Source organism: uncultured Sphaerotilus sp. (assembly GCF_963924895.1).
Lineage (GTDB): Bacteria > Pseudomonadota > Gammaproteobacteria > Burkholderiales > Burkholderiaceae_C > Sphaerotilus.
This window is the reverse complement of record NZ_CAWURG010000012.1, coordinates 105,187-128,033: the sequence shown is the minus strand read 5'-3', so window position 1 is coordinate 128,033 and position 22,847 is coordinate 105,187. Positions and strand designations below refer to the sequence as shown.

Annotated in this window: 19 protein-coding genes; 6 read left to right on the top strand and 13 right to left on the bottom strand. The window is 67.5% G+C overall.

Going from position 1 to position 22,847, the window contains the following annotated elements:
- Nucleotides 1-11: 11 nt before the first annotated feature.
- From AABN02_RS04735 to AABN02_RS04705, 7 genes are read right to left on the bottom strand one after another with little or no spacing between them, the layout of a single operon-like run.
- The gene (locus AABN02_RS04735; protein WP_338413765.1) at nucleotides 12-2,441 is read right to left on the bottom strand and encodes an MMPL family transporter; all 2,430 of its coding nucleotides are present in this window, start codon (nucleotides 2,439-2,441) and stop codon (nucleotides 12-14) included.
- Nucleotides 2,438-3,022 (bottom strand): outer membrane lipoprotein carrier protein LolA, encoded by a 585-nt coding sequence (locus tag AABN02_RS04730; RefSeq protein ID WP_338413764.1) that lies wholly within the window; start codon nucleotides 3,020-3,022, stop codon nucleotides 2,438-2,440. The genes AABN02_RS04735 and AABN02_RS04730 overlap by 4 nt, the downstream gene beginning before the upstream one ends.
- Nucleotides 2,943-3,974 carry an acyl-CoA synthetase gene (locus AABN02_RS04725; protein ID WP_338413763.1) on the bottom strand — a complete coding sequence of 344 codons (1,032 nt, stop codon included), beginning with the start codon at nucleotides 3,972-3,974 and terminating at the stop codon, nucleotides 2,943-2,945. The genes AABN02_RS04730 and AABN02_RS04725 overlap by 80 nt, the downstream gene beginning before the upstream one ends.
- On the bottom strand, nucleotides 3,971-4,318 hold the full coding sequence (locus tag AABN02_RS04720) for a 3-hydroxyacyl-ACP dehydratase (protein ID WP_338413762.1): 348 nt from the start codon (nucleotides 4,316-4,318) through the stop codon (nucleotides 3,971-3,973). The genes AABN02_RS04725 and AABN02_RS04720 overlap by 4 nt, the downstream gene beginning before the upstream one ends.
- Complete coding sequence (locus AABN02_RS04715; RefSeq protein WP_338413761.1) at nucleotides 4,311-5,732, bottom strand: AMP-binding protein; 1,422 nt, start codon at nucleotides 5,730-5,732, stop codon at nucleotides 4,311-4,313. Before AABN02_RS04715 ends, AABN02_RS04720 begins: the two co-directional genes overlap by 8 nt.
- Complete coding sequence (locus AABN02_RS04710; RefSeq protein WP_338413760.1) at nucleotides 5,729-6,241, bottom strand: hypothetical protein; 513 nt, start codon at nucleotides 6,239-6,241, stop codon at nucleotides 5,729-5,731. The genes AABN02_RS04715 and AABN02_RS04710 overlap by 4 nt, the downstream gene beginning before the upstream one ends.
- 7 nt (nucleotides 6,242-6,248) lie before the next feature.
- Nucleotides 6,249-6,518, bottom strand: a complete 270-nt coding sequence (locus tag AABN02_RS04705) for a phosphopantetheine-binding protein (RefSeq protein WP_310461372.1) — start codon at nucleotides 6,516-6,518, stop codon at nucleotides 6,249-6,251.
- Nucleotides 6,519-6,701: 183 nt separating this feature from the next.
- On the opposite strand from AABN02_RS04705, the gene AABN02_RS04700 reads away from it, so the two are divergent.
- A complete protein-coding gene (locus tag AABN02_RS04700) occupies nucleotides 6,702-7,436 on the top strand; it encodes a class I SAM-dependent methyltransferase (protein WP_338413759.1) in 735 nt (244 codons plus the stop codon).
- A gap of 10 nt (nucleotides 7,437-7,446) precedes the next feature.
- Here the strand turns inward: AABN02_RS04700 and AABN02_RS04695 are convergent, their stop codons facing one another.
- Together AABN02_RS04695 and AABN02_RS04690 are read right to left on the bottom strand one after the other, a co-directional pair.
- Nucleotides 7,447-7,575, bottom strand: a complete 129-nt coding sequence (locus AABN02_RS04695; RefSeq protein WP_338413758.1) for a hypothetical protein — start codon at nucleotides 7,573-7,575, stop codon at nucleotides 7,447-7,449.
- Between the two features lie 86 nt (nucleotides 7,576-7,661).
- Nucleotides 7,662-8,477, bottom strand: a complete 816-nt coding sequence (locus tag AABN02_RS04690; RefSeq protein ID WP_338413757.1) for a class I SAM-dependent methyltransferase — start codon at nucleotides 8,475-8,477, stop codon at nucleotides 7,662-7,664.
- 333 nt (nucleotides 8,478-8,810) lie between these two features.
- Between AABN02_RS04690 and AABN02_RS04685 the strand changes: the two genes are divergently transcribed.
- Entirely contained in the window at nucleotides 8,811-9,131 is a 321-nt protein-coding gene (locus tag AABN02_RS04685) for an EthD family reductase (protein ID WP_338413756.1), read from the top strand.
- 414 nt (nucleotides 9,132-9,545) lie between these two features.
- Here AABN02_RS04685 and AABN02_RS04680 read toward each other — a convergent pair whose 3' ends face one another.
- Genes AABN02_RS04680 through AABN02_RS04665 form a run of 4 tightly spaced genes read right to left on the bottom strand, consistent with a single transcriptional unit; the run spans nucleotide 9,546 to nucleotide 16,097 of the window.
- Nucleotides 9,546-10,400: a hypothetical protein gene (locus AABN02_RS04680; protein WP_338413755.1), complete on the bottom strand. Its 855-nt coding sequence runs from the start codon at nucleotides 10,398-10,400 to the stop codon at nucleotides 9,546-9,548.
- Entirely contained in the window at nucleotides 10,400-11,635 is a 1,236-nt protein-coding gene (locus tag AABN02_RS04675; protein WP_338413754.1) for a hypothetical protein, read from the bottom strand. Before AABN02_RS04675 ends, AABN02_RS04680 begins: the two co-directional genes overlap by 1 nt.
- Nucleotides 11,632-12,282 carry a hypothetical protein gene (locus AABN02_RS04670; protein ID WP_338413753.1) on the bottom strand — a complete coding sequence of 217 codons (651 nt, stop codon included), beginning with the start codon at nucleotides 12,280-12,282 and terminating at the stop codon, nucleotides 11,632-11,634. Before AABN02_RS04670 ends, AABN02_RS04675 begins: the two co-directional genes overlap by 4 nt.
- Before the next feature lie 11 nt (nucleotides 12,283-12,293).
- Nucleotides 12,294-16,097: an ATP-binding protein gene (locus AABN02_RS04665; RefSeq protein WP_338413752.1), complete on the bottom strand. Its 3,804-nt coding sequence runs from the start codon at nucleotides 16,095-16,097 to the stop codon at nucleotides 12,294-12,296.
- 533 nt (nucleotides 16,098-16,630) lie between these two features.
- Here AABN02_RS04665 and AABN02_RS04660 point away from each other — a divergent pair.
- The 4 genes from AABN02_RS04660 to AABN02_RS04645 all read left to right on the top strand — a co-directional run bounded on the left by AABN02_RS04660 (nucleotide 16,631) and on the right by AABN02_RS04645 (nucleotide 22,834).
- Nucleotides 16,631-18,124: a Fic family protein gene (locus AABN02_RS04660; RefSeq protein ID WP_338413751.1), complete on the top strand. Its 1,494-nt coding sequence runs from the start codon at nucleotides 16,631-16,633 to the stop codon at nucleotides 18,122-18,124.
- Nucleotides 18,125-18,531: 407 nt separating this feature from the next.
- A complete protein-coding gene (gene mutS, locus AABN02_RS04655) occupies nucleotides 18,532-21,171 on the top strand; it encodes a DNA mismatch repair protein MutS (RefSeq protein WP_338413846.1) in 2,640 nt (879 codons plus the stop codon).
- 8 nt (nucleotides 21,172-21,179) lie between these two features.
- Nucleotides 21,180-22,004: a proteasome-type protease gene (locus AABN02_RS04650; RefSeq protein ID WP_338413750.1), complete on the top strand. Its 825-nt coding sequence runs from the start codon at nucleotides 21,180-21,182 to the stop codon at nucleotides 22,002-22,004.
- Nucleotides 22,005-22,012: 8 nt separating this feature from the next.
- On the top strand, nucleotides 22,013-22,834 hold the full coding sequence (locus AABN02_RS04645; protein WP_338413749.1) for an alpha/beta hydrolase: 822 nt from the start codon (nucleotides 22,013-22,015) through the stop codon (nucleotides 22,832-22,834).
- Nucleotides 22,835-22,847: the final 13 nt, after the last annotated feature.

Below are 22,847 nucleotides of genomic sequence, written 5' to 3'. Positions count from 1 at the left end.
AAAGGGACTACTCAATGGAGCCGCGCAGGGGTCTGCGGGCGGTCGATTCTCCCATGCCGTCCCAGCGCGGGCATGAATGCGGCCGACAGGGCCAGCGCCAGCAGCGCCCCCGGCGCCACCGCCTGCCCGACGGCGGCCAGCGCCGGCACCGAGGCCGTGGCCAGCAGCCCGAACGACACCACGGTGGTCACATTGGCCATCAGCAGCGAGGCGAGCGTGTCGGCATCGGGGCCGGGGCTGGAGCCGCCGGCCGTGCCCAGCTCTGCCACCGCCTGCAGGTGGTCGAAGAACAGCGCGTAGTTCGACCCCACCGCCGCCACCAGCAGCAGCCCCACGAGGTGCAGGATGCCCAGCGCCTGGCCCGACAGCGTCAGCCCCGCCAGCACCAGCACCACGCTCGCCACCAGTGGCAGCAGCACCCGCCCGAGCCGCCGCGCCGAGCGCAGGTGCCAGGCCAGCAGCGCGACCACGGCCAGCGCGCCGAGGCCCGCCTGCCAGCGCGCCTGCTGCAGGTAGTGGGCGTAGAGCGCGTCCAGTTCGGTGCCGATCTGCACGACGCGGGTGTCCGGCAGGTCGTGCAGGGCGGTGCGCAGCCGGGCCGTGTCCACCCCCGACGCACCGGCCGGCGCCTGCAGGTTCATCAGCACGGTCCACGGCCGCCCTGCCCGGGCCGGCGTGAGCTGCGCCTGCACGGCGCTGGCCAGCACCGGGGCGGCCGACTTCAGTCCGGCCAGCGTGACCGGGGCGAGCGGGCGCTGGGCCTGCACCTCGTCGATGAAGGGCGCCAGCTTCTGCGCTGGCAGCGGGCCGCCCTCGGTCGCCTGCGCCAGCCGCTCGCGCAGGAGGGCCGCCTCGGGCAGTGCAGCGCGGCGGGCGAGCTGGGTCGCCGGACTCGGCAACAGGCGCGCGGGCGAGTCGTAGCCGAGCAAGGCGCCCTGCTCCACCAGCGTGTCGAGCCGGGCACCGGCCTGCTCGGCGCGCTGCAGCGCGGTGGCCTCGTCCGGCGCCTCGATGGCGACCAGCGTGCCGGCCTCGGACGCACCGAGGTCGGCGCGCAGCGAGGCGTCCAGCGCCAGCGCGTCGGCCGACACCGGGCTCAGCGCCGCGAGCGTGCCGCGCCACGGCGACGGCAGCACCACCAGCAAGCCGGCGGCGACCAGCGTCACCGACAGCAGCGGCCGGCGCCAGACCGGCAGGACCGCGCACAGCCGCGCCGTCACCCGACCGAGCGCCACGCGCAGGCCCTGCCCGGGACTGCCCTGCGGCGCGAGCACGGGCAGCAGGTAGCGCGTCGTCAGCGCGGCAGCCACCAGCCCGCTCATCGAGAACACGCCCAGCTGCGCCAACCCCGCGAAGCCCGAAAACGCCAGCGCCGCGAACCCCGCCAGCGAGGTCCACAGCCCGAGCCGCACCGTCGGCCAGCTGCTGCGTTGCCACTGCGCGTGGCCGCCCGCGCGGGCCTGCACGAGGTAATAGACCGCGTAATCGACCGCCTCGCCGATCAGCGTGGTGCCGAAGCCGAGCGTCATGCCGTGGACCTGCCCGAAGCCCAGGTCCACCGCGACGATGCCCGCCAGCACGCCGCTGGCCACCGGCAGCAGCGCGATGCCCAGCGCCCGCAGCGAGCCGAAGGCCACCAGCAGCAAGGCGACCATCGCCACCGTGCCGGCGGTGGCCAGCCGCTCGACCTCGCTCTGGATGCGCGCCCGCGACTCGACGCCGAACACGCCCGGCCCGCTCATTTCCAGCGTCAGACCCGGCGCCGCGGCCGCCAGCGCCGCGAAGCGCGTGCGCACCAGCGCCTGCGCCTGCGCCTGCCCGTCCAGATCGCCGCCGTCGGCGCGCACCGTCGCCAGCAGCAGCGCCCGCGGCTGCTCGCGCGACACCCACACGCCGCCGTCGCTGCGCGGCGCGTTGGCCGGCAACATCGCCTCGGCCATGCGCGCCGTCTCGCCGGTCGGGTCGCGCCAGAGCAGCGGCTTGAGCGGCACGCCCGCCGGTGTGCCGAGCAGCGAGACGGTGTCGGCGATGCCTTCGCGCAGGCCGTCCACCGTGAACCGTTCGGCGCTGACCGCCGGGCTGAGCAGGTAGCGGTGGCGGAAGAGGAACTCGCCGGTGGTGGCGTCCGCGGCGTGGTCGCCGTTGTGGACCGCCTCGAACAGGCCGCTGCCGCGCAGCGCCTCGGCCAGCCGCAGCGAGGCGTCCGTCCGCTGCGCCGGTTCGCCGCCGCGCAGGCCGATCATCAGCACGCGCGCGGTCGCACCGTTCTGCAGCTGCGCCATCAGCACCCGCTGCGCGCCGGTCGGCGCCGCGGGCAGGAAGGCGGACAGGTCGGCCACGTAGGTCGCCCGCACGCAGCCCCACACCGCCAGCGCCATCAGCGCCAGCCAGACCCACAGCACCCGGGCGCGCATGCCGCGTACGCCGCTCAGGCCGCTCACGGGCTGCGCTCGGTGGTCACCGGCTCGATCTGCATCACCGAGCGGTCGCCGTCGGTCATCGTGATCTGCACCTCGCGCAGCTGGCCCTGCCGGCCGCTGACGCGCACCTGCGCCACCTGCCCGCGCAGCCGGGCATCGCGCGGCACGAGGTCCAGGCTCCAGCGCTCGGCGCCGCCGAGCAGCTGGGTGGTGAAGTAGCGCTCCAGCGTCTCGCGGTTGCCGGTGAGCGTGCCGCGGATCGCCTCGACGATGACGACCGCCTCGGGCACCGAATCGAGCGTGGTCGAGCGGCTGCGGCTGCCCTGGCTCACCGTGAGCTGGTTGCCGACGACGGCCATGCGGTCGCGGCGCGGCTTCAGGGTCTCGCGGGTGAAACTGTCGGGGGCGGCGAAGCTGAGGCGGCCGCTCGATTCGAGTGTCTGGTCGAGCTGGAAGACGGTGCGCTTCTCGGTGAAGGTGGCTTCGCCGGACTTCACCTGGGCGAGATGGGCCATCAGCGCGTCAAGGTCGAACGCCGCCGCCCGGCTCGGCGACAGGGGCAGCAGCAGGCCCAGCACCAGCGCGCACAGCATCGCCCCCATCGCTCGCCGCACCTGCAGCCCAGAAATCGAAGAAGTTGAACCAGTTGTAAGGCGTCTCACGGCACAGATCCTCCAGTAGGCGCACATAGCGCGACATTGCGTCGTGGATCGACGCGTCCAGCGCCTCCCGCGCGCCCGGACCGCGCGGCGGGCGCTGCGTGAAATCGGCCAGCGGCGTGAAGCGCAGCTCGTAGCGGCGCCCGCCATGGTAGAGCCCGGTCATGAACACTACCGGCCGCCGCAGCAGCGCCGCCAGCCGGAACGGCCCGTCCGAGAAGGTCGCCGACTGGCCGAGGAAGTCGAAGCGCTGCGTGCGCGCCCGCTGCGCCGCGCCGGCACCGGGCGGTGCGTTGAGCGTGCGGTCGGCCAGCAGACCGGCCACGCCACCGCCGTCGAGCCACTCGCTCAGCGCCATCATCGCTTCGAGCCGGCCGAGGCCGATCACGTGCAGGTCGGCGTCCGGCGCGATGGCCTGCAGCGCGGCGTTGATCTGCCGGGCGTTGTCCTCGTACATCACCATCGCCACGCGCAGCCCGCGCCGCGCCTGCCCGAGCGAGCGCAGCGCCTCGAAGCTGCCCAGGTGCGCGCCCACCAGCAGCACGCCACGGCCTTCGAGCAGCACCCCGTCCAGGTGGTCCACCCCCGTGGCCTGGATCTCGAACTGGTCGAACTGCCCGCGCAGCAGGTAGACCCGGTCCAGCACGGTCGCGGCGAAGTGGTGGACGTGGCGGTAGCGCTCGGTCCAGCGCGGCGCGCGGCCCAGCACCCGCGCCAGATAAGCCGACGAGGCTTGCGTCGCCGGGCCGCCGGAGCACAGGAAATACAGCGTGATCGGGTGCAGCACGAGCCGCGACACGCGCCGCCCGAGCGTGGTGGCGATCCAGCGCATCATGCGCAGCGCCAGCAGGTTGCTGCGCTCGCGCTGGTGGGCCCAATCGGCGCGGTCCGTCATAGGGCGGCGGGACCAGCGTCGAACTGGCCCGTCGCGGCGAGCACCCCAGCCGCATCGTCGCCCGGACCATGCCGGCGCACCTCGAAACGCAGCCGGCTGCCGGCGCCCGGCGGCGTCCAGCAGACGGCCAGATCGGCGCCCGGCAGCACAGGTGCCACGAACTTGACCGCACTCAGCCGCGGCGCCTCGCCCAGCCAGGCCGCGGCCTCGGGATCGGCCCGCAGCGCCTCGACCACCTGCGCCAGCAGCACGACACCCGGCAGCAGCGGCCGGCCGGGGAAATGTCCGTCGAAGGCGGGATGGTCGCGCGGCACGGCCACCGGCACGCAGCGCAGCTCAGCCACCGGCGCGCCCCTGCCCATGCCCCTGCCCCTGCGCGGCCAGCAGCGACTCGGCCAGCACCGACAGCCGCGCCGCGGGCAGCTTGCCGGTCGCATCCCGCGGCAGCGATTCCACGCGCAGCACGCGCCGCGGCAGAAACGCCGCATCCACCCGCTGCCGCAGCGCCGCCAGCAGCGCATCACGTGTCACCTCGGGTGCCACGACCAGCACGACCAGCCGCACGATGTCCTCGCCGCCCGTGTCCGGCGGCAGCCAGAAGACGCCGTCCTGCACCCCGGCAATGCTGTTGAGGTGGTAGTTCAGGTGCGCCAGCGAGCTGCGCTTGCCGGCGACGTTGATCAGGTCGTTCGAGCGGCCGAGCAGCCGGAAGCGCGTCGGCGACAGCACCTCCAGCACGTCCGCCAGCGGCGTCGGCACCGGCACATGGCCGCCGCGCACCACCACCTGCTCGCCATCGCCGGAGAGCGTCAGGCCGTCGAAGGTACGCCACTCGGGGCCGTCGGTGGTGCGGCGCGTGGCGACCTGCCCGGCCTCGGTGCAGCCGTAGATCTCCACCAGCGGCCCGCCCAGCGCGGCCTCGGCGCGTGCGGCCAGTTGCGGCGACAGCGGCGCGGTGGCGCACAGCGTCAGGTCGACCGGCGGCAGCGCCAGCCCTGACTCGACCAGCGTCTTCAGATGGAACGGCGTCGTCACCAACACCCGCGGCCGTGGCACGCTGGCCAGCACCTGCACGATGTCGCCGGGAAAGAACGGCCGCTCCGCCGCAAACGCCGCTCCGCCGAGCAGCGCCAGCAGCACGGTCGATTCGAAGCCGTACATGTGGTGCGCCGGCACCGTGCCGACGAGGGTCACGCCCTGCAGATCCGTCCGCCCCAGCGCCTCGGCCAGCCGCGCCGCCTCGGCGCGGAGGTTGACGTTCAGCAGATCCCAGCGCTTGCCATGCGGCATCGGCGCGCCGGTCGAACCGGAGGTCAGCACCTGCGCCGCCTCGTGGTCCCCGGCGATCCGCGGCATGTCCGTGTCATTCCCGCGCAAGCGGGAACCCACGCCCGCCACCAACCCCTCCGCCCCCACCGACTCCACCAAAGACACCACCGGCAAGTCCACCCCCGGCGCCTCGTCATCGGCCAGCACATACGCCCCCGGAAACAGCCCGCGCAGCCGCTCGACCATGTCCGGCGTGTGGTTCGGCGGCATCAGCCCCGCCTGCCCGCGCACCAGCGCCGCGCCCAGCGCCAGCGCGAAGCGGTAGCGGTCGCCAGTCATGGCCAGCACCGGGCCACCCTCGGGCAGCGTCGCGGCCAGTGCGGCCACATCCTGCAGATACTGTCCGCGCGACAGCGGCTGCCCGCCGCGCCAGGCCAGCGGCGTGTCGAGGCCTGGCCCGTCGGCCAGCAGTGGCAAGGAGTCGTTCATGCCCGTGAACCCCGATCCGTCCGGTGGTCGCGAAAGGCGCGCATCGCGGCGCTGAAGTCGACCCGCTCGAACTCCGGGTGCAACCGGTAGCGCAGCACGTATTCGCCGACGAACATCGCGAGCGAGGCCACTGGCGTGATGGCGTTGACCAGCAGCGACCACGCGTGCAGTTGCCCGCTGGCGTACAGCCCCAGCGACACCACGGCCATCGTGAGGAAGTAGAGCACCCAGGCCAGCGTGACCTGCCGCGTGTAATGCGCCATGGCGGGGGTCAGGTCGCCGTGCACACGCTGCGCCAGCTGGGAGATCAGCGGCTGGTGGCCGCGGCGCAGCGTGGCGCCGAACCAGAGGGCCAGCGCGGCGTGGACCCCTGCGTGCTGCGCGAGGAACAGGCCCTGCACCAGCGGCGCGAACGTGGACTGTGCCGCCCACGTGAGGAGCCAGTGCGAGCCCAGCGCCACGCCGATGGCCGCCAGGACCAGCAGCAGGAGTCGCCCGCGCGCCGACATGCGCGGCTCAGACCGTGCGGTGCGCGGCGATGTGGTCGGCCAGGCTCGCCAGCGACGAGAAGATGCGTACGTTCTGCTCGTCGTCGGAGCGGAGCTGGAAGCCATAGCGCTTGGAGACGACCAGCGCCACTTCGAGGATGTCGATCGAATCGAGGCCGAGACCTTCGCCGTAAAGGGGGGCCTGGGGGTCGATGTCTGCCGCGGGGGTGTCGAGATTGAGCGCATCGACCAGCAGTGCGGCAACTTCCTGAAGCAATGGTGTGTCGGCAGTGGTCATGTCAGCCTGTCCTGAGGGGAAGCGCAGCGGTCAGAGGAAACCCGCATTTTACCAAACGCTTCAGACTCGATCGGGCGGCACGGCGTGGCCCGCATTACCATCGGCCAGATTTCATTGCAAATACAGGGCTACTCCACCATGGCGCAACCGTCCACTTCGTCACACGAGGAGCCTTCCTCGCTCGTGCACCTGCCCCATGCCCCGCTGCCGGCCTACTACCGCAGCGGCGATGCCGGGGCCCGCGAGCAGTTCCTGCGCGCCACCTTCGACGACACCGCCGTCGACTACAACCGGCTGGAGAAGATCCTCGGCCTGGGCACCGGCTCGTGGTACCGCCACCAGGCGCTGCGCCGGGCCGGGCTGGCCAAGGGGATGCAGGTGGTCGATGTCGGCATGGGCACCGGCCTGGTGTCGCGCGAGATCCTGAAGATCACCGGCGAGCCGTCGCGGCTGATCGGCGTCGATCCCAGCCCGGGGATGATGAAGGAAGCGAAGTTCGACACGCCGGTCGAGTGCCGCGTCGGCCGCGCCGAGTCGATTCCCGTGCCGGACGCCAGCGCCGACTTCGTCGTGATGGGCTACGCGCTGCGCCACATCGCCGATTTCGCGGCGGCCGCGGCCGAGTTCCGCCGCGTGCTGAAACCCGGTGGCCGGCTGCTGATCCTGGAGATCACCCGCGCCGAGAGCCGCTGGGGCAACGCGCTGCTGAAGGCCTACATGCGGGGCGCCGTGCCGCTCATGGCAAAGCTGGTGTCGAAGGCGGAAGGCACGCCGATGCTCTGGCGCTACTACTGGGACACGATCGAAGCCTGTGTGCCGCCCGCCGAGGTGGTGCACACGCTCGCCGCGCACGGCCTGCTCGACGTGGACCGCCACGTCGAGCTGGGCATCTTCTCGGAGTACCGGGCGCGCGGCTGAGCCGCCACGCTCACAGCGGCTTGACGCGCTTCCAGCTGAAGGGACCGAAGGCCACCACCGGGTCGGACGTGCCGCCTCCGCAGGCCGCGAGCGTGGAGGTGAACAGCAGGGTGGCAAACGGCAAGGAAGCGAGGCGCATCGGAGGAATCCTGGTGTTGTGCCCCGGAGTCTCCGATTCGACTGTGACAATTTGACGGGCGCTCTGATGGGCGCTCGGATGGGCGCTCAGATGCGGCCGATGCCCACGTGGGCCCACATCGGAAACGCCACCCCCCCGGCATCCCGGTAGCGGGCGACCATCGGCTCGACGTCAAGCCGGACCGCGTCCAGCAGCGCCGCACGCGCGGGCGCGGTCAGCTGCGCAAACGCCGGCACCGCGGCCGCCGAACTCGCCACCGCCAGCGGCACGAAGCGCTCGGCATCCGGAAACCGCACGGTGGTGGACACCGGCAGCACCTCCGCGGACGGGAAGCCCGAGGCCACCAGCAACGTCCGCAGCGCCTCGCTCTCCGGCAAGTCGAACGGCGTCATGACCGCGTCGATCGGCAGTTCGAGGTGGTGCGCCACCGCGGTCATGAGCACCTCGAAGACCGGGTGCAGCGCCAGCGCCTGCAGGACCATCACCTGCACCCGACCGCCGGTCGCCAGCACGCGGCGTATCTCGCGCAGGGCGCCCACGCGGTCGGGAAAGAACTGCAGGCCGTGCTGGCAGAGGACGGTGTCAAAGCTGCGGTCCGCGAAGGGCAGCGCCATCGCATTGCCCTCCCGCCAGTCGATCGCGGCACCGGCCGGCGCCGGCAGCGAACGCCCCACGGCCAGCATGGCGGGGTTCATGTCCAGGGCGACCACCTGGCCGCCCTCCCCGACCAGCGGCGCCGCCTCGCGCGCCACGATGCCCGTGCCGCAGGCCACGTCGAGCACCCGCGCCCCCGGCTGGATCGCGGCATGGCGCAGCAGCAGCGCGGACCAGGGCCGGAACATCGCGGGCACGAAGTGGCGCTCGTACATCTCGGCCGGGCTCAGCGGCAAGGGCTGGTTCATGGCGTGCTCCTGTTCCGCGGGACAGCGCGGATGCACCCCCATCATGCGGCAACGCAGGGCAGCACGGCGACCATCTCCTCACTGTCGTCAATGCCACGTTCGACGAAACCGAAGCTGGCGTAGAAGCGCTGCGCCGCGGTGTTGTCGGGCATGCTTGCGCACGAACTGCAGCGAGGCGTCGCGGATCTCCAGCTCGGTGGCGGCCATGCAGCCTCGGGCGGGAGGGTTTGCCGCCTCGTCGCAGGACGCGGGCCCGCGCATGATGCGCTGGCGGGACGCGGTCTGCATGGATGGCAGGACAGTCCCCCGACACCCCCAACCAGGAGCAAACCCATGATCAAGGTCAGCGTGATGTACCCCAACCAGGCCGGCGCCCGGTTCAACCACGACTACTACCGCGACCAGCACATGCCGCTCGTGAAGGCGCGCATGGGCGACAGCTGCCGCTACTACACCATCGACAAGGGACTGGCCGGCGGGATGCCGGGAACACCGGCCACCTACATCGGGATGTGCCACATCTTCTGCGACTCCGTGGAGACCTTCCAGGCCGGCTTCGGCCCCCACGCCAAGGAGATCATGGACGACATCCCCAACTACACCGACCTGGCGCCCGTGCTCCAGATCAGCGAGGTCGTCGTCGGGCATCCCTGAACGGCAGACGCCGGGCGGGGAACGCTGGCCATCCGGCTGTTCAGGGTAAGCGGGGCTCGGTCGCCGGACCGCAGGGGGGGTCTGCCGGGGTCGGTCAGCGACCTCTTGTCTAATACGGTCTCGAATGGCCACCACAGTCTGCAATGCTCGTCGACGGTAAACCCTTGTCCCATAAAGAAAAAATCGGCTCCGACAAGGAATCGGCCGGCCACACGCCGATGATGGCCCAGTTCCTGAAAAATCAATGCCAACAACGGCCCAGATCGTTGTTACATGTTTTGATACACCACAGCCACAGATTTTTTGAGCCTTGAACGTCGCCGTTGCAAGCCGGTCGGCACCCATGGCACTGGAAATCTACGGGCGGCGCCATGCCTTAACGCCTGCATCTTTCTGAACATGACGACGGGCGATTCAGTCGGCCTCCTCCGCTTCTCGGTGCTTCGGGGTAAGGAGCATCCGCTCCTGGGTTACGCCACTGCGAAGCTTTCGTAGCTCGACCCAAGCCGAACGCACATCAGGGTGAGCCGCGCGGTCCAGACCCAGCCGAGCCTTCTGGTCTTGTTCGTCGAACAACTGACGACCTCGCACGGTCTCCGCAGCTTTTCGAAGCCAAGCGACGGGCGGCAGAACGACTCTTTCCAGTCGCTCGGCGGGCAGCGCGTTTGCGATAACGAGCCCAGCGGGGTCGAAGTCGACAAAGGCCCAGACGGGCTCCGAGCGTGTTCGAACAAGTTTCAGTGCATCACCGGTGGACAACGCCGAATCTCCTCGATAGACAGCCAGAACAGCAAGGCCCCGGTAGTCAATCCAGTTGTAGCGCTCGAGCTGCCGAAACGTCTCCAAGTTCTCAACGAGCATAAGCCTGTCACACGTGACGCGGACCGCGACCTCCGGAGCGGCAACAAGGTACGTGCCCTCAGGCGTCCTGAGCGCAGAGGCGTTGAGCATGCAGTCACCGATACACTTGATACCGACTGACCCAGCGTGAGGTGCTGCGCTCAGTGCTTTCTCCGAAAGCCCCCCGAATGCAGCCACGTCTGAACGACTCGCCCCAGCTGCCATCGGCGTCACCGGGAGGTCGTGGTTGCGCAGGAGCGACTCTGCCATGCGGTGGTGTTCATCGCGATACTCCACCTGTCGCCCGACCATTGTGCCGAGGCTGTAATGCTCGCAAAAGTGCTGCGAGACCTCACCCACCCGCCGCTGCGTCGGCCTCTCTCTGACCAATCGCTGGAGGAACAGGATTTTTTGCGCGTTGAAGGGCATCAGGCCACCTCTGGCGGCGGCCTGCGTACTTCGACGTCGTAGAACGCCTCGTTGATGGGGAACGGGTCCATGGCGAGCTGCTCCACGAAGGTCAAGCGCAGTCCGCCGCCCTTGAGTTGCAGGCAAGAGAACATCAGCCAAGCCTCGTCGCTCACGTCGACCAACTCCGTTCGACCTCGCTTCCAGTCAAGCAGCGAGATGGGCGATGCTGAGTGGCTCGCGTGGGTCACCAACTCTCGAAGGGCCCGCTGGGCCGGGTCAAGTGACTCCTCGACATCGGTGCCATCGTCTTCGAGGAGCAGTTGCGGCCCTGATTCGGCCCGAGGGGCTGCGGGTACCTGCTTAGGCGGAAGCTTGGCCACAGCGGCAAGGAGTCCGTCCCAAGCCATGGGGTCGGCGTCCGCAACGTCTGGCTGAGTGCAAAGCTCGATGTGTTCGGGCCGGAAGATGGCCACGTTGACGCTCTCTTCCACGGCAAGTTCCCAGCCGTCGACGGTCTTATGCCGCGTCAGCCAAAGGGCGAACCGGGACAGCTGCTTGAGTCGGTCTTCCATCAGCTTGGCTTCGAACAGCCGCTTGCTGATGACGGCCTGCGCGTCCTTGATTTGTGACGTCCAGTTCAGACATCGAGCGCCCAGCCGGCGGGTGACCAAGTGCCGAACGTCCCCGAGACCTGCGGCGATAGCCTCCTCGGCGATTTGCTCAACGAAAGCGTCGATGCGCTCGACGTCTCGGAGGAACTGAGTCACCTGCCTAGCGTAGTAGCGGTTCTGCCTCAGCTTAGAGCTCAGGTCGTCAACGTTGCCGTACTGGGTAGACAAAAGCGAATGGAGCATGGCGAGGTTGTGCTCGATGGTGTACGCCATCTCCACAATAGACTCATCGAGCGCCGCGTAGAGCCGCCCGACATCCTTTGAGGCTCCAGCCACCTTCAGGCGCCGCAGCTCTCTCCACTGCTCCTGCGCTTGCCGCATCGTGCCGGACATTCGCCGCAGCGCCTGGAAGGCGTGGTAGCTTGAAAAGTAGTCCGCAAAGAACTCGCGCAGCCGCGGGTTTAGCCGATAGCAGTCCTCGTCGTACGGCTTGAGGACACCCAGCCCGAACAGGGCCTCAATCCCAGCGCTCCGCTGCTTGTCACCGCCCGAGACAGCGCCATCGAACGCCTCGGCGATGAGGTCTGCGTGCTTGGCAAGGCTTGCCAGCAGCTTCTGAACCTGGTCGCCACACTCGTTCATGTCGCAACCCCCTCGTCCGATTGAGCGACATCGACGAGGTCTCCGGCCGTATCGTCTGCTTCCCGGTCATCGACCTCGGCATCGCGAATGATCTTGTTCTCGTCCAGAAACTGAAGCACAGCATAGAGCTGCTCAATCTTGCCGGTGACTTGGTACGTGCCCGAGTCCTTGTTCGCCAGGATGGCGTAGCCGTCCTTCACCAACTGGTCCAAAAGCCATTGCAGATTCTTGTGGTTGGTGTTGCGCTGCGCGGCGTTGCCGATGACGCTCAGGAGACTCTTGAGCTGGGTCTCCAGCATCGTCGACTGCGATACCGCAGCGTCAAGCTCGTACAGCGCGATGTACTCGCCGGGGCTCAGAAAAACCCTTCCAGCATCGCTCTGCCGGATGAAGTCCAGGAGCAGAACGGCGGGCCCGTACTCGTCGCGGAACTTGAGCAGCTCGTTCTTGACCTGCGTGATGTCCTTCGATCCGATGCAGGTCGGCGCCGTGAAGAACGCACCGTCCTCCCCAAGCCTGGCGAGCCGCATGTTCAGGCTCCCCAGCCAAGTGTTGACCGCCTCTTGCTCGTCGGAATCTTCGAGGAGGCTGAACTCGTCACGGAAGCGTACCGAACAGATGTACTCGCCGCCGAGCAGCAGCTTCAAGACACGGGGGTTCATTGTTGGACTCCCTCTGCGACCGGCATCGCAGCAGCGGTCATGACAGAGTCCAGCGGCCTGTATTCGCGAATCCGCCCCCGGTCCTCGAACAGGTACCGCTGGGCGAACATGGCCTGTTGCGTGGGTCCAAGCTCCGGTGACGCGGTCACCACGTCGATGCGGTTGTCACGCAGTCGCTGCATGAGCGCGCGGAAGTTCTTGGGGTCGAACTTGCCCACCTCGTCGGTGACCCAGGGCACATGCACTGGCTCCGTCCCGCGGATGGTGTTGAGCAAGGCCGTCATCAGCGTGATAAGGACGAGCGAGGTCAGCCCCTCCGACGAGATGTTCTCCAACTCGCTGGAGCGCTTGAACTCCTTATGTTGCCCGTTGTCGGAAACGCTGCCCTTCAGCGTGATGTGCTGAGAAAGGTTCACTTCCACGTTTCCGTCTGCACCGAGAACGCTCATGAACTCGCCAAGGGCTCGTGCCGTCTCGTCCGGCGGCAGCTCTCGCGTGTAGTCCTTCGCTTCATTGGCATGCTGGCGAACCACCTCCTCCATGCGCGACAGCTTCTTGTAGAAGCCGAGACCATCGAAGTTCGTCACGATGTCCAGGCGCAAGTCCTTGACTCGCTCAAAGCACTTGACCTCGGTCAACCCCTCTTGCAACCGACGGTTGAAGGTCGATACCTCGCGCTCAAAAGCTTGGATGGCCTTCTGGAAGGCGCCGATGTTGGCCAACAGTGTCCTGAGCGTGAGGTTCACATCGTTGGCAACCTGTGGACCGACTTGCCGGTAGCAGATGGAGAGCGCGGTGGCCCGGCTGATGACGTTGTCGCCAACAGCTTGTTCGAGGCTGGCATCGACGAACTCCTTGACGGCGCTGCTCTTGGCAGTCAGCGCCTGGCGCAGAGTGGAGGTGCGCCGGTTGACGGATTCCTCCAGCTTGTCGATGTCTGCGCGGACGCCACGCATCTTTGTGCGCAGCTCACGCGCAGTGGTCTTCGTGTCAATGACCGATTCGCCGCTGGCCAAGTAGTCGCCAAATCCCTCATTGAGTTCTTCCAAGACCTTGACTTCGTCAGCGATGTCGCTTTGGCGGCACGCGTGATGGTTGGCGGCAGTGTCGTGAGCGCGGGCGCTCTTCTCCGCTGCTTGCTCGAACTCTGTCACCTTCGCGGCCGCCGCGCCCGAAGCCGCCGCAGCCCAGACCGCCGCAGTCTTCAGGGTCTCGACACGCGTCGGGCCGCCTGCCTCCAGCCAGGTCTTCCAGGCGTCGACCAGGGACTGGCGGTCCTCGCGCTCCCGAATGGCATTGCGCAGGCCGCTGACCTCGCCACGCAGACTATTGAGGCGCGCTACGTCGACACCCGCTTTGCTGAGATGTTCGTTCAGCTGTTCGATGAAGCCGCGAAGGGTGGTCTCAAGCTCCTTCTGCAATCGAGCCGCCTGGGCATCAATGGCCGCAATTGCCTCGTCACAGAGTCGCTGGGCATCCGTGCGCTGTTTGTCATGCGCCGTCTTGACACTCGCACGAGTAGTGGCATGGTCGCCATCAAGCGCCTTGCGCTGCTTCTTCAAGTCGCCGATAGCGCTTCGCACCTTCGCCAACTCGGCCGCAGCCTTGTCTCGGGCATCGCGTCTTTCAGTCTCGACGCGCTGGCGGGCCGTGTCGCGCTGAGACTTCCGTTGGTCGGTCTGACTCTTCAAAACAGTCAGCCGAGCTTGCGATGTCTGGACCTTCAGCGTGGCGTCGTCGCGGCCACGGCCTCGCTTGGTCAGCTCGCCTTCCTGCTCCGTCACCCTTGACTCCGCCGCAGTCACCCGGGTCCTGGCTGCCTCGACGGCTTGACGCACCAGCGCATCTTCTGTCCAGTCAGGTGCGGCAATGACACCGATGTTCATCTGCCAGCCATACAGCGCATCCACCGCATCTTCGGCCGCTGTAGGGGCAAGGTCGTCGCGGCCCAGAAGTTCCGGATTGATGACCTTGGCGAGATTGCGCATCCAATCATCGCTTGGATGCGAGCGCAGCGTCGCGAGCAGCGTTCCCTCGGGAGGGTTGAGCCTCGCCTGCACCGCTGCCAAGCCAGACTTGGCCTCCATTTGGTCCATCCTTGCCTTGCGCACTTCGGCCTCTTGCCGCTCAAACACATGCGTAGCAGCCTGAAGCTCCCTCTCCGCCATACCTGCAACCTGCTGGACCTGATTGACATCCTCAAGGTGACGTTGCAGTCGCTTCTCGGCCTCTTCAGCCTCCCAGAGAGCTTCCGCTGACGCGCCGGGGCTACTCTGTCTGGCCTCCCAGGCGCCCTCATGCCCGTGAAGCGGCCCCAACTGGTCGTCAAGCTCCTGCCTACGTGCGACAACCCTGTCGTCGCAGAAACTCAGTGCCGCATCCTCGGCTGCGCCAATCCGGCGTTGCGACTCGACCAGCCGCTGGCGATGGGGCTCTTTGCCCCGCTCGAGGGCGAGGCACTGCTCACCTGTCTGCGTCCTGGCTTCCCCTTGTAGCCTTTCGTACTTCACGGTCGCTTGAGCTTGCTCGGACTCTGCCGCCGCAATCTGCGAGTCGAGCGTTTGAGCGCGCAGCCTTAGCCCGGGCAGCTCCTCAACGAGCTTCTCCCAGTGGGCGGCCTTTCCCGACTCGAAGCGACGGGCCTGTTGGTCCGCATCGTCGAAGGCCGTCTTGGCCTTCGACGACTCACTAGCAGCCAACGACGAAGCGTCTGCTAGCGCAGTCCTTTGCAGTCGTTCGCCTTCCAGTGCGGTCTTCCGTGCGGACGCCATACCTTCCAGAGTCTTGGCAAGTTCACTACCCTCTTGTTCGCGTGCCGATTTAAGGGCAGCGACGTCCGCTCGACAGGACCGGAATCGCGCTTCAGCCGCGCGATGGTCTCGGAGGTCGTCATCAAGCTCGGCGAAGCTAGGCGCCAGCTTGAACGCCTCAGTGCAGGCATCTCGATTGCGCAACCAGCGCTCAATGGGTGCTCTTCCCTGCTTGAAGGTTAGCTTGGCGCGCTCGGCGCCTTGGCCAAGGTCGTGTTGAACCAAACCAACGGCGACCTGAACAATGTCAGCAAAGTTGATGTGTTTCTTCACCATGGCCGCGACGATGCGGTCTAGGTTGTCCAACTGCTTTGGCCCGAACGACCACTCGACAGCGAAGCGTCGCAGCTTCTCCTTATCCTTCGAAGCCGCTGGCGTGCGCAAGATGACCGAGCGGTACTCCGACGTCGACAACTTGCTGGTCGTCTGGATACCGAGTTCGGTCGCCTTGAACTGCGTCTCGTCGTCACTCAGGAAGCGGCCTTCGTTGACGAAAAACTCCTTGCGGAACCTGCTTCGGTACAGGCGGTAGTACGGCACATCCGGGTCGTCCGTGCGCCGACGGATAACTGCCAAACGCATGTCGTCCTCTGCGTCTGAACCACGCTGGTACTCGAACGCGATGGCGCTGGCGTCGGTCGGAAGAACGAAGCGGATCATCGCCTCCTGCCCATGGCCCGCTGCGACAATTTGGCTGGGAAGATGGCCAAAAAACAGCGGGAGGATGCGCAGAGTGGTTGTCTTTCCGACCCCGTTGTCGCCCAAGACAGCCGCGCCCCCCCGCGGGTCAATCGCAGTGATTCGACCGCTCGGCACATGCATATTCGTGCCGGCATTTATGAGGACCATGCGGCATAGCTGGTATTTTGCAGTGTGCTCGTGCATATCGACCCTGGAGTGTTTTTTCATTTTAGTCGGCCCGAATGAACCGCCGGCCCCTTGGAAACCGAGGAACGGTGACAGTGCTCCGCACAGACGCAGTTCGTCCAAACCGGCCGTCGTCGTACTGAGCGGCCAGGATTGATGCTGAACTCTGGTCGGTCACGTTCACCGAAATACGCAGTCTGCCCTCTACGCTACGCCTGACCGTCGGCCGGGGCCTTCCTGAGGATCATTGCCAATCAGGAACGAGCTTGTAGTAATGGTCGTGACGGCCTCCGCTTTTGTACTGGTCTATGCGGGTTGACGACGTCGCAAGGCGGTCCAGGCATCGCGGCCGGTGGCCTGCGCCTATCCCGTGGGCGCAACCTGTTCGCCGATTGGTGGCCGCCAAGGTGAAACTGGCCACTCAGACTGACGCGAGTGCCTTGGCAACCCACGCACCGTCGTGCACCAAGACCGAACGATGAACATCGGCGCTATCGCGCGAGCGTCGGCAGACGAACAAGCCGTCCTGCACGACATCTTCAAGTTCGGCTGTGGAACCGACCTGCAACTTGCCAGCATCCTGCGGCACGACGCGCCCCACCTAGACGTCGCCCACCGTCTGAGGCTGTCATGGGCAATATGTGTGGCGGGCGTTCTTGAACCGTTTCCCGAACCATTCTTGTCAAACACCCCTCAATCTCATCATCAATCTCATCAAGAAGCCACTGATTGATGAGATTCTGATCTATTCTTGTCATCATGACGAGATTCCCTGCGCCATGATGTCCTCTAGCTTGCCGCCCCGTCACGAGGCGTTGCTCCGCCTGGTCCTGGCCGCCAGGGAGCCTGTACAGCCTGGCGCGCTGGAGCACGCCTTTCAGGCTTCTCGGCCCACCATCAACCGGGCCTTGCGAGACCTCCTGGTCTGCGGTTTCCTGGAAAAACTCGGAGCCGGTCGGTCCACTCGCTATGTGGCAACAGTTGCAGCCCAGACTGTCCTGGGCGCCGCGCCTTCAGCGACTCCTGCCTCAGCCGAAACCGGCCTGCTTCAGTGGTCGCCGGCCGCCCTGCCACTGGTGACTGCGCTTCGTGCGCCTTTGGGAACACGGACCCCAGTGGGCTACGAAAGCAGTTTTGTCGGCGACTACATTCCGAACCAGTCCAGCTTGCTGCCTCCGCAGCTGGCGACAGACTTGTTCACCGCGGGCCGCAGCCGCGACCAGCAACCCGCCGGAACCTATGCCCGCGAGGTCCTGGAGCAGCTGCTGATTGACCTGTCCTGGTCGTCATCGCGCCTGGAGGGTAACAACAAGAGCTTGCTGGACACCAAGGCGCTCTTCGAACTCGGGGAGCAAGCTGCCCCTGTCGATGAAGACACCCTGATGCTGCTCAACCACAAGAGTGCCATCGAGTTCATGGTCGAAGCCGTGCCGACGGAGGGCATCACGGTGCCAGTCATCGTCGACTTGCAGGCCAAGTTAATGAAGGACCTCTTGAAGGACTCGCGGGACATCGGGAGCATCCGCCGGCGAGTGGTGAACATCGACGGCTCCGTCTATTCCCCGAGCAACATCCCGATGCTCCTGGAAGAATCGTTGAAGTCCATCATCGACAAAGCCCGTCACATCCGAAACCCGGTGGAGGCGGCCTTCTTCCTTTGGGTCAACGTGGCGTATCTGCAGCCCTTTTCGGACGGCAACAAGCGCACGAGTCGCCTGAGCGCGAACATGCCGCTCATGCTTTACAACTGCGCACCCCTGTCCTTCCTGGATGTCAAGCGCTCGGACTATGCGACCGCCATGCTCGGCGTCTACGAACAGCGCAAGGTCGCTGCGGCAGTAGATCTGTTCGAGTTCATCTACCGTCGTTCGATTCAGAAGTACAGCGTGCTGCGAGCCGCCCTGGCGGTGCCCGACCCGATTCGAGTCCGCTACCGACAGTCCCTGAATGAACTCATGCAGTTCGTCGTCTTCTACGGCCGAACGCTGGAGAACGCCTGTTCGGAGGTGCCCGTCGACGCAGCGGATGTGGCGGCGTTGCGCGTCATCGCGAACATCGAGCTGGACCGCCTTGAACAATACAACTGCGCCCGCTACGACCTCGCACGGGGCATGACGCAACGATGGATTGACGCCGGGCGGCCTCGGTAACCTGTCTGTCGCTCGCAGTAGCTCGTTGCGCGCCGCCGCCCCAGGCCGTTTGGCCTTCCACGGCCGGGCGTTCTTGCGCATCGTCTTGTACTTCTGCTTGGCCGGCTTGCCAGCAGAATCGATCACGGGGATGGCATCAAACGTGCAGTCGGACACCGTCCTCTTGTCTAATACAGACTTCGGCTCCGGCTGCTTGGCTGCCTTCTTCGTAGTCACGGCCCTGGTGCTCCCATTGTTCCTGGCGAGGTTGCAGCGACGTTCAACGCTACGCCACCGCTACAAAAGCGCTGCAACCAGCACCCATTTGCAGCGGCCTCCTGCAACTCCTTGCAATGCTCATCAACGGTAAGCCCTTGTCAGATAAAGAAAAATCCCTAGAAAACAAGGACTTCGCCGGCCACACGCCGATGATGGCCCAGTACCTGGGCATCAAGGCCGACTTCCCCGACACCCTGGTCTTCTACCGGATGGGGGACTTCTACGAAGTCTTCTTCGACGACGCCCGCAAGGCGCACCGCCTGCTCGACATCACGCTCACCACCCGCGGCCAGAGCGCGGGCGAGCCGGTGGTGATGGCGGGTGTGCCGGTGCATGCGCTGGAGAGCTACCTCGCCAAGCTGATCCGGCTGGGCGAGGCGGTGGCGATCGCGGAGCAGGTCGGCGAAGTCGGGGCGACCAAGGGGCCGGTCGAGCGCAAGGTGGTGCGCGTGGTCACGCCGGGCACGATCACCGACACCGAACTGCTGAACGAGCGCGAGGACACCCGGCTGCTGGCGCTGGCCGTGCGCGGCAGTGGCGCGGCGCAGGTGTTCGGGTTGGCGTGGCTCGCGCTGGCCAGCGGGCAGCTCGGGCTGACCGAGTGCAGCGAGCGTGAACTCGGCGCGTGGCTGGCGCGGCTGGCGCCGGCGGAGGTGCTGGTGAGCGGCGAGCTGAACGCCGAGAAGCGCCCCGCCGCGCTGCGCCAGCTCACCGCGCCGGTGATCGGCCGGCCGCACTGGCAGTTCGACCCGGCACTCGGTGAGCGCAAGCTGCGCGAGCAGCTGAAGGTGGCGCATCTGGCCGGCTTCAATGCGCAGGATCTGCACGCCGCCCACGCCGCCGCCGCCGCGCTGCTGGGTTATGCCGAGCACACGCAGGGCCGCGCGCTGTCGCATGTCAACGCGCTGACGGTGGAGCGCGCCAGCGAGCTGCTGGAGCTGCCACCCGCCACGCACCGCAATCTGGAGCTGACGCAGACGCTTCGCGGCGAGCCGGCGCCGACGCTGCTGTCGCTGCTCGACACCTGCCGCACCGGCATGGGCAGCCGCGCGCTTCGGCAATGGCTGACGCACCCGATGCGCGACCGCGCCGTCGCCCGCAGCCGGCATGGCGCCATCACCTCGCTGATCGCCACGCGCGCTGCCGAGCCGCTGCGGGACGCGCTGCGCCACGTCAGCGACGTGCAGCGCATCACCGCCCGCACGGCGCTGCGGCAAGTGCGACCGCGTGAACTCGCCGGCCTGCGCGAGACGCTGGCCACCCTGCCCGACCTGCGACAGCGCGTGCCGGACGACGCGCCGCTGCTGCAGACGCTGCACGCCGCGCTGACGCCGGACGCCGCCATCGCCGCGCTGCTGAAGAGCGCGATCGCCGAGGAGCCGGCGGTGCTGCTGCGCGACGGCGGCGTGATCGCCAGCGGGTTCGATCCGCTGCTGGACGAGCTGCGCTCCATCGCCACCAACTGCGACACCTTCCTGCTCGACCTGGAAACCCGCGAGCGGGCGCGCACCGGCATCCACAACCTGCGCGTGCAGTACAACAAGGTCCACGGCTTCTACATCGAGGTCACCACCGGCCAGGTGGACAAGGTGCCGATGGACTACCAGCGCCGCCAGACGCTGAAGAACGCCGAGCGCTACATCACGCCCGAGCTGAAGGCCTTCGAGGACAAGGCACTGTCGGCACAGGAGCGCTCGCTGTCGCGCGAGAAGTGGCTGTACGAGCAGGTGCTGGATGCGCTGCAGCCGCACCTGAACCCGCTGTCCGAACTCGGCCGGGCGCTGGCCAGCCTCGACGCGCTCGCCGCGTTGGCCGAGCGCGCCGAGACGCTGAACTGGTGCGCGCCCGAGTTCGTCGCACACCCGTGTCTGGACATCGAACAAGGCCGCCACCCGGTCGTCGAAGCCCGCCTGGCCGAAACCGGCGGCGGCAACTTCATCGCCAACGACTGCCGGCTGGATTCGGCGCGGCGCATGGTCATCCTCACCGGCCCGAACATGGGCGGCAAGAGCACGTTCATGCGGCAGGTGGCGCTCACCGTGCTGCTGGCGGCGATCGGCTCGTATGTGCCGGCCGCGCGCTGCCGCCTCGGGCCGATCGACGCGATCCACACCCGCATCGGCGCGGCGGACGACCTGGCGAACGCGCAGTCCACCTTCATGCTGGAGATGACCGAAGGCGCCGCCATCCTGCACAGCGCGACCGAGCACTCGCTGGTGCTGATGGACGAGATCGGCCGCGGCACCTCGACCTTCGACGGCCTGGCGCTGGCCGGCTCGATCGCCACGCACCTGCACGACCGCAACCGCGCCTTCACGCTGTTCGCCACCCACTACTTCGAGCTGACCGAGTTCCCGGCGCGCCACCGCCACGCGGTGAACATGCACGTCTCGGCCGCGGAGTCGGGCGACGACATCGTCTTCCTGCACGCGATCGAGCCGGGGCCGGCCAGCCGCAGCTATGGCGTGCAGGTGGCGCGGCTGGCGGGGATGCCGTCGGCGGTGCTGCGGCAGGCCCGGCAGACGCTCGACACGCTCGAAGCGCAGCAGCACGCGGGGGAAGCACAGATCGACCTGTTCGCCCCGGCGCCGGAACCGGAGCCCGCCCCGCTGGCACCGCCGCCCGCTGTGGCGTCCGCGCCGACGGACCCGCTCGCCGACGAGGTGCTGCAAGCCTTGCGCGCACTCGACCCTGATACCCTCACCCCTCGCGCCGCGCTGGATGCGCTTTACCGGTTGAAGACGCTCGCGGTGGCCCCGAATTCCCCGAATCCCTCCCTCAGCTCCTGACCCTCCCCATGACTTACTGTGTCGGCATCCGGCTCAACGCCGGACTCGTGTTCCTCTCCGATTCACGCACCAATGCGGGGCTCGACGCGATCAGCACCTTCCGCAAGATGATGGTGTACGAGAAGGCCGGCGACCGCTGCATGGTGCTGCTGTCGGCCGGCAACCTGAGCATCTCGCAGTGCGTGCGCGAGATCCTGCAGACCGAGAAGATCCCCAACGGCGACGGCGAACCCATCACCATCTGGAACGCCAAGAGCATGTTCGACGCGACCCGCGTGCTCGGCTCGGCGGTGCGGCGCGTCTACGAGACCGATGGCAAGGCGCTCCAGAACGCCGGCATCGACTTCAACTGCTCGATGATCTTCGGCGGCCAGATCGGCGACGAGGCGATGCGGCTGTTCCTGGTCTACTCGGCCGGCAACTTCATCGAGGCCACGCGCGAGACCTGCTTCTTCCAGGTCGGCGAGTCCAAGTACGGCAAGCCCATCCTCGACCGCGTCCTCACGCCCGACACCCCGCTCGACGAGGCCGCCAAGTGCGCGCTGGTGTCGATGGACTCGACGCTGAAGTCCAACCTCTCGGTGGGGCTGCCGCTGGACCTGCTGGTCTACCGCAACGGCGAGCTGAAGGCCGAGCGCATCGTCTGCATCGACGACAAGAACCCCTACTTCAAGATGATCCACGACACCTGGGGCCAGCGCCTGCGCGAGGTGTTCGAGGGCATCGACGACCCGGCCTGGAACGGCGACGCGGCCGATTTCCCGCTGATGCAGGAGTCCGAGCGCTACGAATCGATGCGCAAGATCACCCACCCGGGCGAGCGCATCGTCTGACCCGGCCCATGACACCCGGCACCATCGTCTTCAGCCACGGCAACAGCTTCCCCGCAGGCACCTACGCGCAGCTCTTCGCGCACTGGCGCGCGGCGGGCTGGCGGGTCGAGGTGGTCGAGAAATACGGCCACGACCCGCGCTACCCGGTCACCAGCAACTGGCCGCGGCTGCGCGACCAGCTGATCGACTTCGTCGACGGGCTGGCGCTGGGCGAGCCGGTGGTGTTCGTCGGGCATTCGCTGGGCGGCTTCCTGAGCCTGAAGGCAGCGCTGAAGCGGCCGGATCTGGCGCGGGCGGTGGTGCTGCTGGACTCGCCCGTGCTGGCCGGCTGGAAGGCGCACAGCGTGCAGGTGGCCAAGGCGACGCGGCTGATCCAGCGCATCTCGCCCGGCAAGATCGCGGCGCGCCGGCGCCACCACTGGAACTCGGTGGACGAGGCGCGGGCGCATTTCGCGACCAAGCACGTCTTCGCCCGCTGGGACCCGCGCTGCCTGGAGGACTACCTGCTCGCCGGGCTGGAGCCGGCCCCGCAAGGCGGTGTGCAGCTCGCCTTCGACCGGCAGATCGAGGCGCACATCTACAACACGCTGGCGCACAACCTGGGCGATGTGCTGCACCGCCATCCGCCGCGGTTTCCGGTGGCGTTCATGGGTGGCACGCAGTCGCGCGAGGTGCGGCAAGTGGGCCTGGCCGCCACGCGGGCGCTGGTGCGCGAGCGCTTCGAGTGGATCGAAGGCACGCACCTGTTCGCGCTGGAACACCCGGCCGAGACGGCCGCGCGCGTGCTGGCGCTGATCGACGCTTGCCCGGCGCCATCCGGCGGCGGCTAGCTCCGCAGCCGTC

Coding starts and splice junctions, on each gene's coding strand:
- AABN02_RS04730 (WP_338413764.1), bottom strand. CDS start 3,022: ATGGGGGCGATGCTGTGCGCGCTGGTGCTGGGCCTGCTGCTGCCCCTG.
- AABN02_RS04725 (WP_338413763.1), bottom strand. CDS start 3,974: ATGACGGACCGCGCCGATTGGGCCCACCAGCGCGAGCGCAGCAACCTG.
- AABN02_RS04715 (WP_338413761.1), bottom strand. CDS start 5,732: ATGAACGACTCCTTGCCACTGCTGGCCGACGGGCCAGGCCTCGACACG.
- AABN02_RS04710 (WP_338413760.1), bottom strand. CDS start 6,241: ATGTCGGCGCGCGGGCGACTCCTGCTGCTGGTCCTGGCGGCCATCGGC.
- AABN02_RS04705 (WP_310461372.1), bottom strand. CDS start 6,518: ATGACCACTGCCGACACACCATTGCTTCAGGAAGTTGCCGCACTGCTG.
- AABN02_RS04695 (WP_338413758.1), bottom strand. CDS start 7,575: ATGCGCCTCGCTTCCTTGCCGTTTGCCACCCTGCTGTTCACCTCCACG.
- AABN02_RS04690 (WP_338413757.1), bottom strand. CDS start 8,477: ATGAACCAGCCCTTGCCGCTGAGCCCGGCCGAGATGTACGAGCGCCAC.
- AABN02_RS04685 (WP_338413756.1), top strand. CDS start 8,811: ATGATCAAGGTCAGCGTGATGTACCCCAACCAGGCCGGCGCCCGGTTC.
- AABN02_RS04680 (WP_338413755.1), bottom strand. CDS start 10,400: ATGCCCTTCAACGCGCAAAAAATCCTGTTCCTCCAGCGATTGGTCAGA.
- AABN02_RS04675 (WP_338413754.1), bottom strand. CDS start 11,635: ATGAACGAGTGTGGCGACCAGGTTCAGAAGCTGCTGGCAAGCCTTGCC.
- mutS (WP_338413846.1), top strand. CDS start 18,532: ATGATGGCCCAGTACCTGGGCATCAAGGCCGACTTCCCCGACACCCTG.
- AABN02_RS04650 (WP_338413750.1), top strand. CDS start 21,180: ATGACTTACTGTGTCGGCATCCGGCTCAACGCCGGACTCGTGTTCCTC.
- AABN02_RS04645 (WP_338413749.1), top strand. CDS start 22,013: ATGACACCCGGCACCATCGTCTTCAGCCACGGCAACAGCTTCCCCGCA.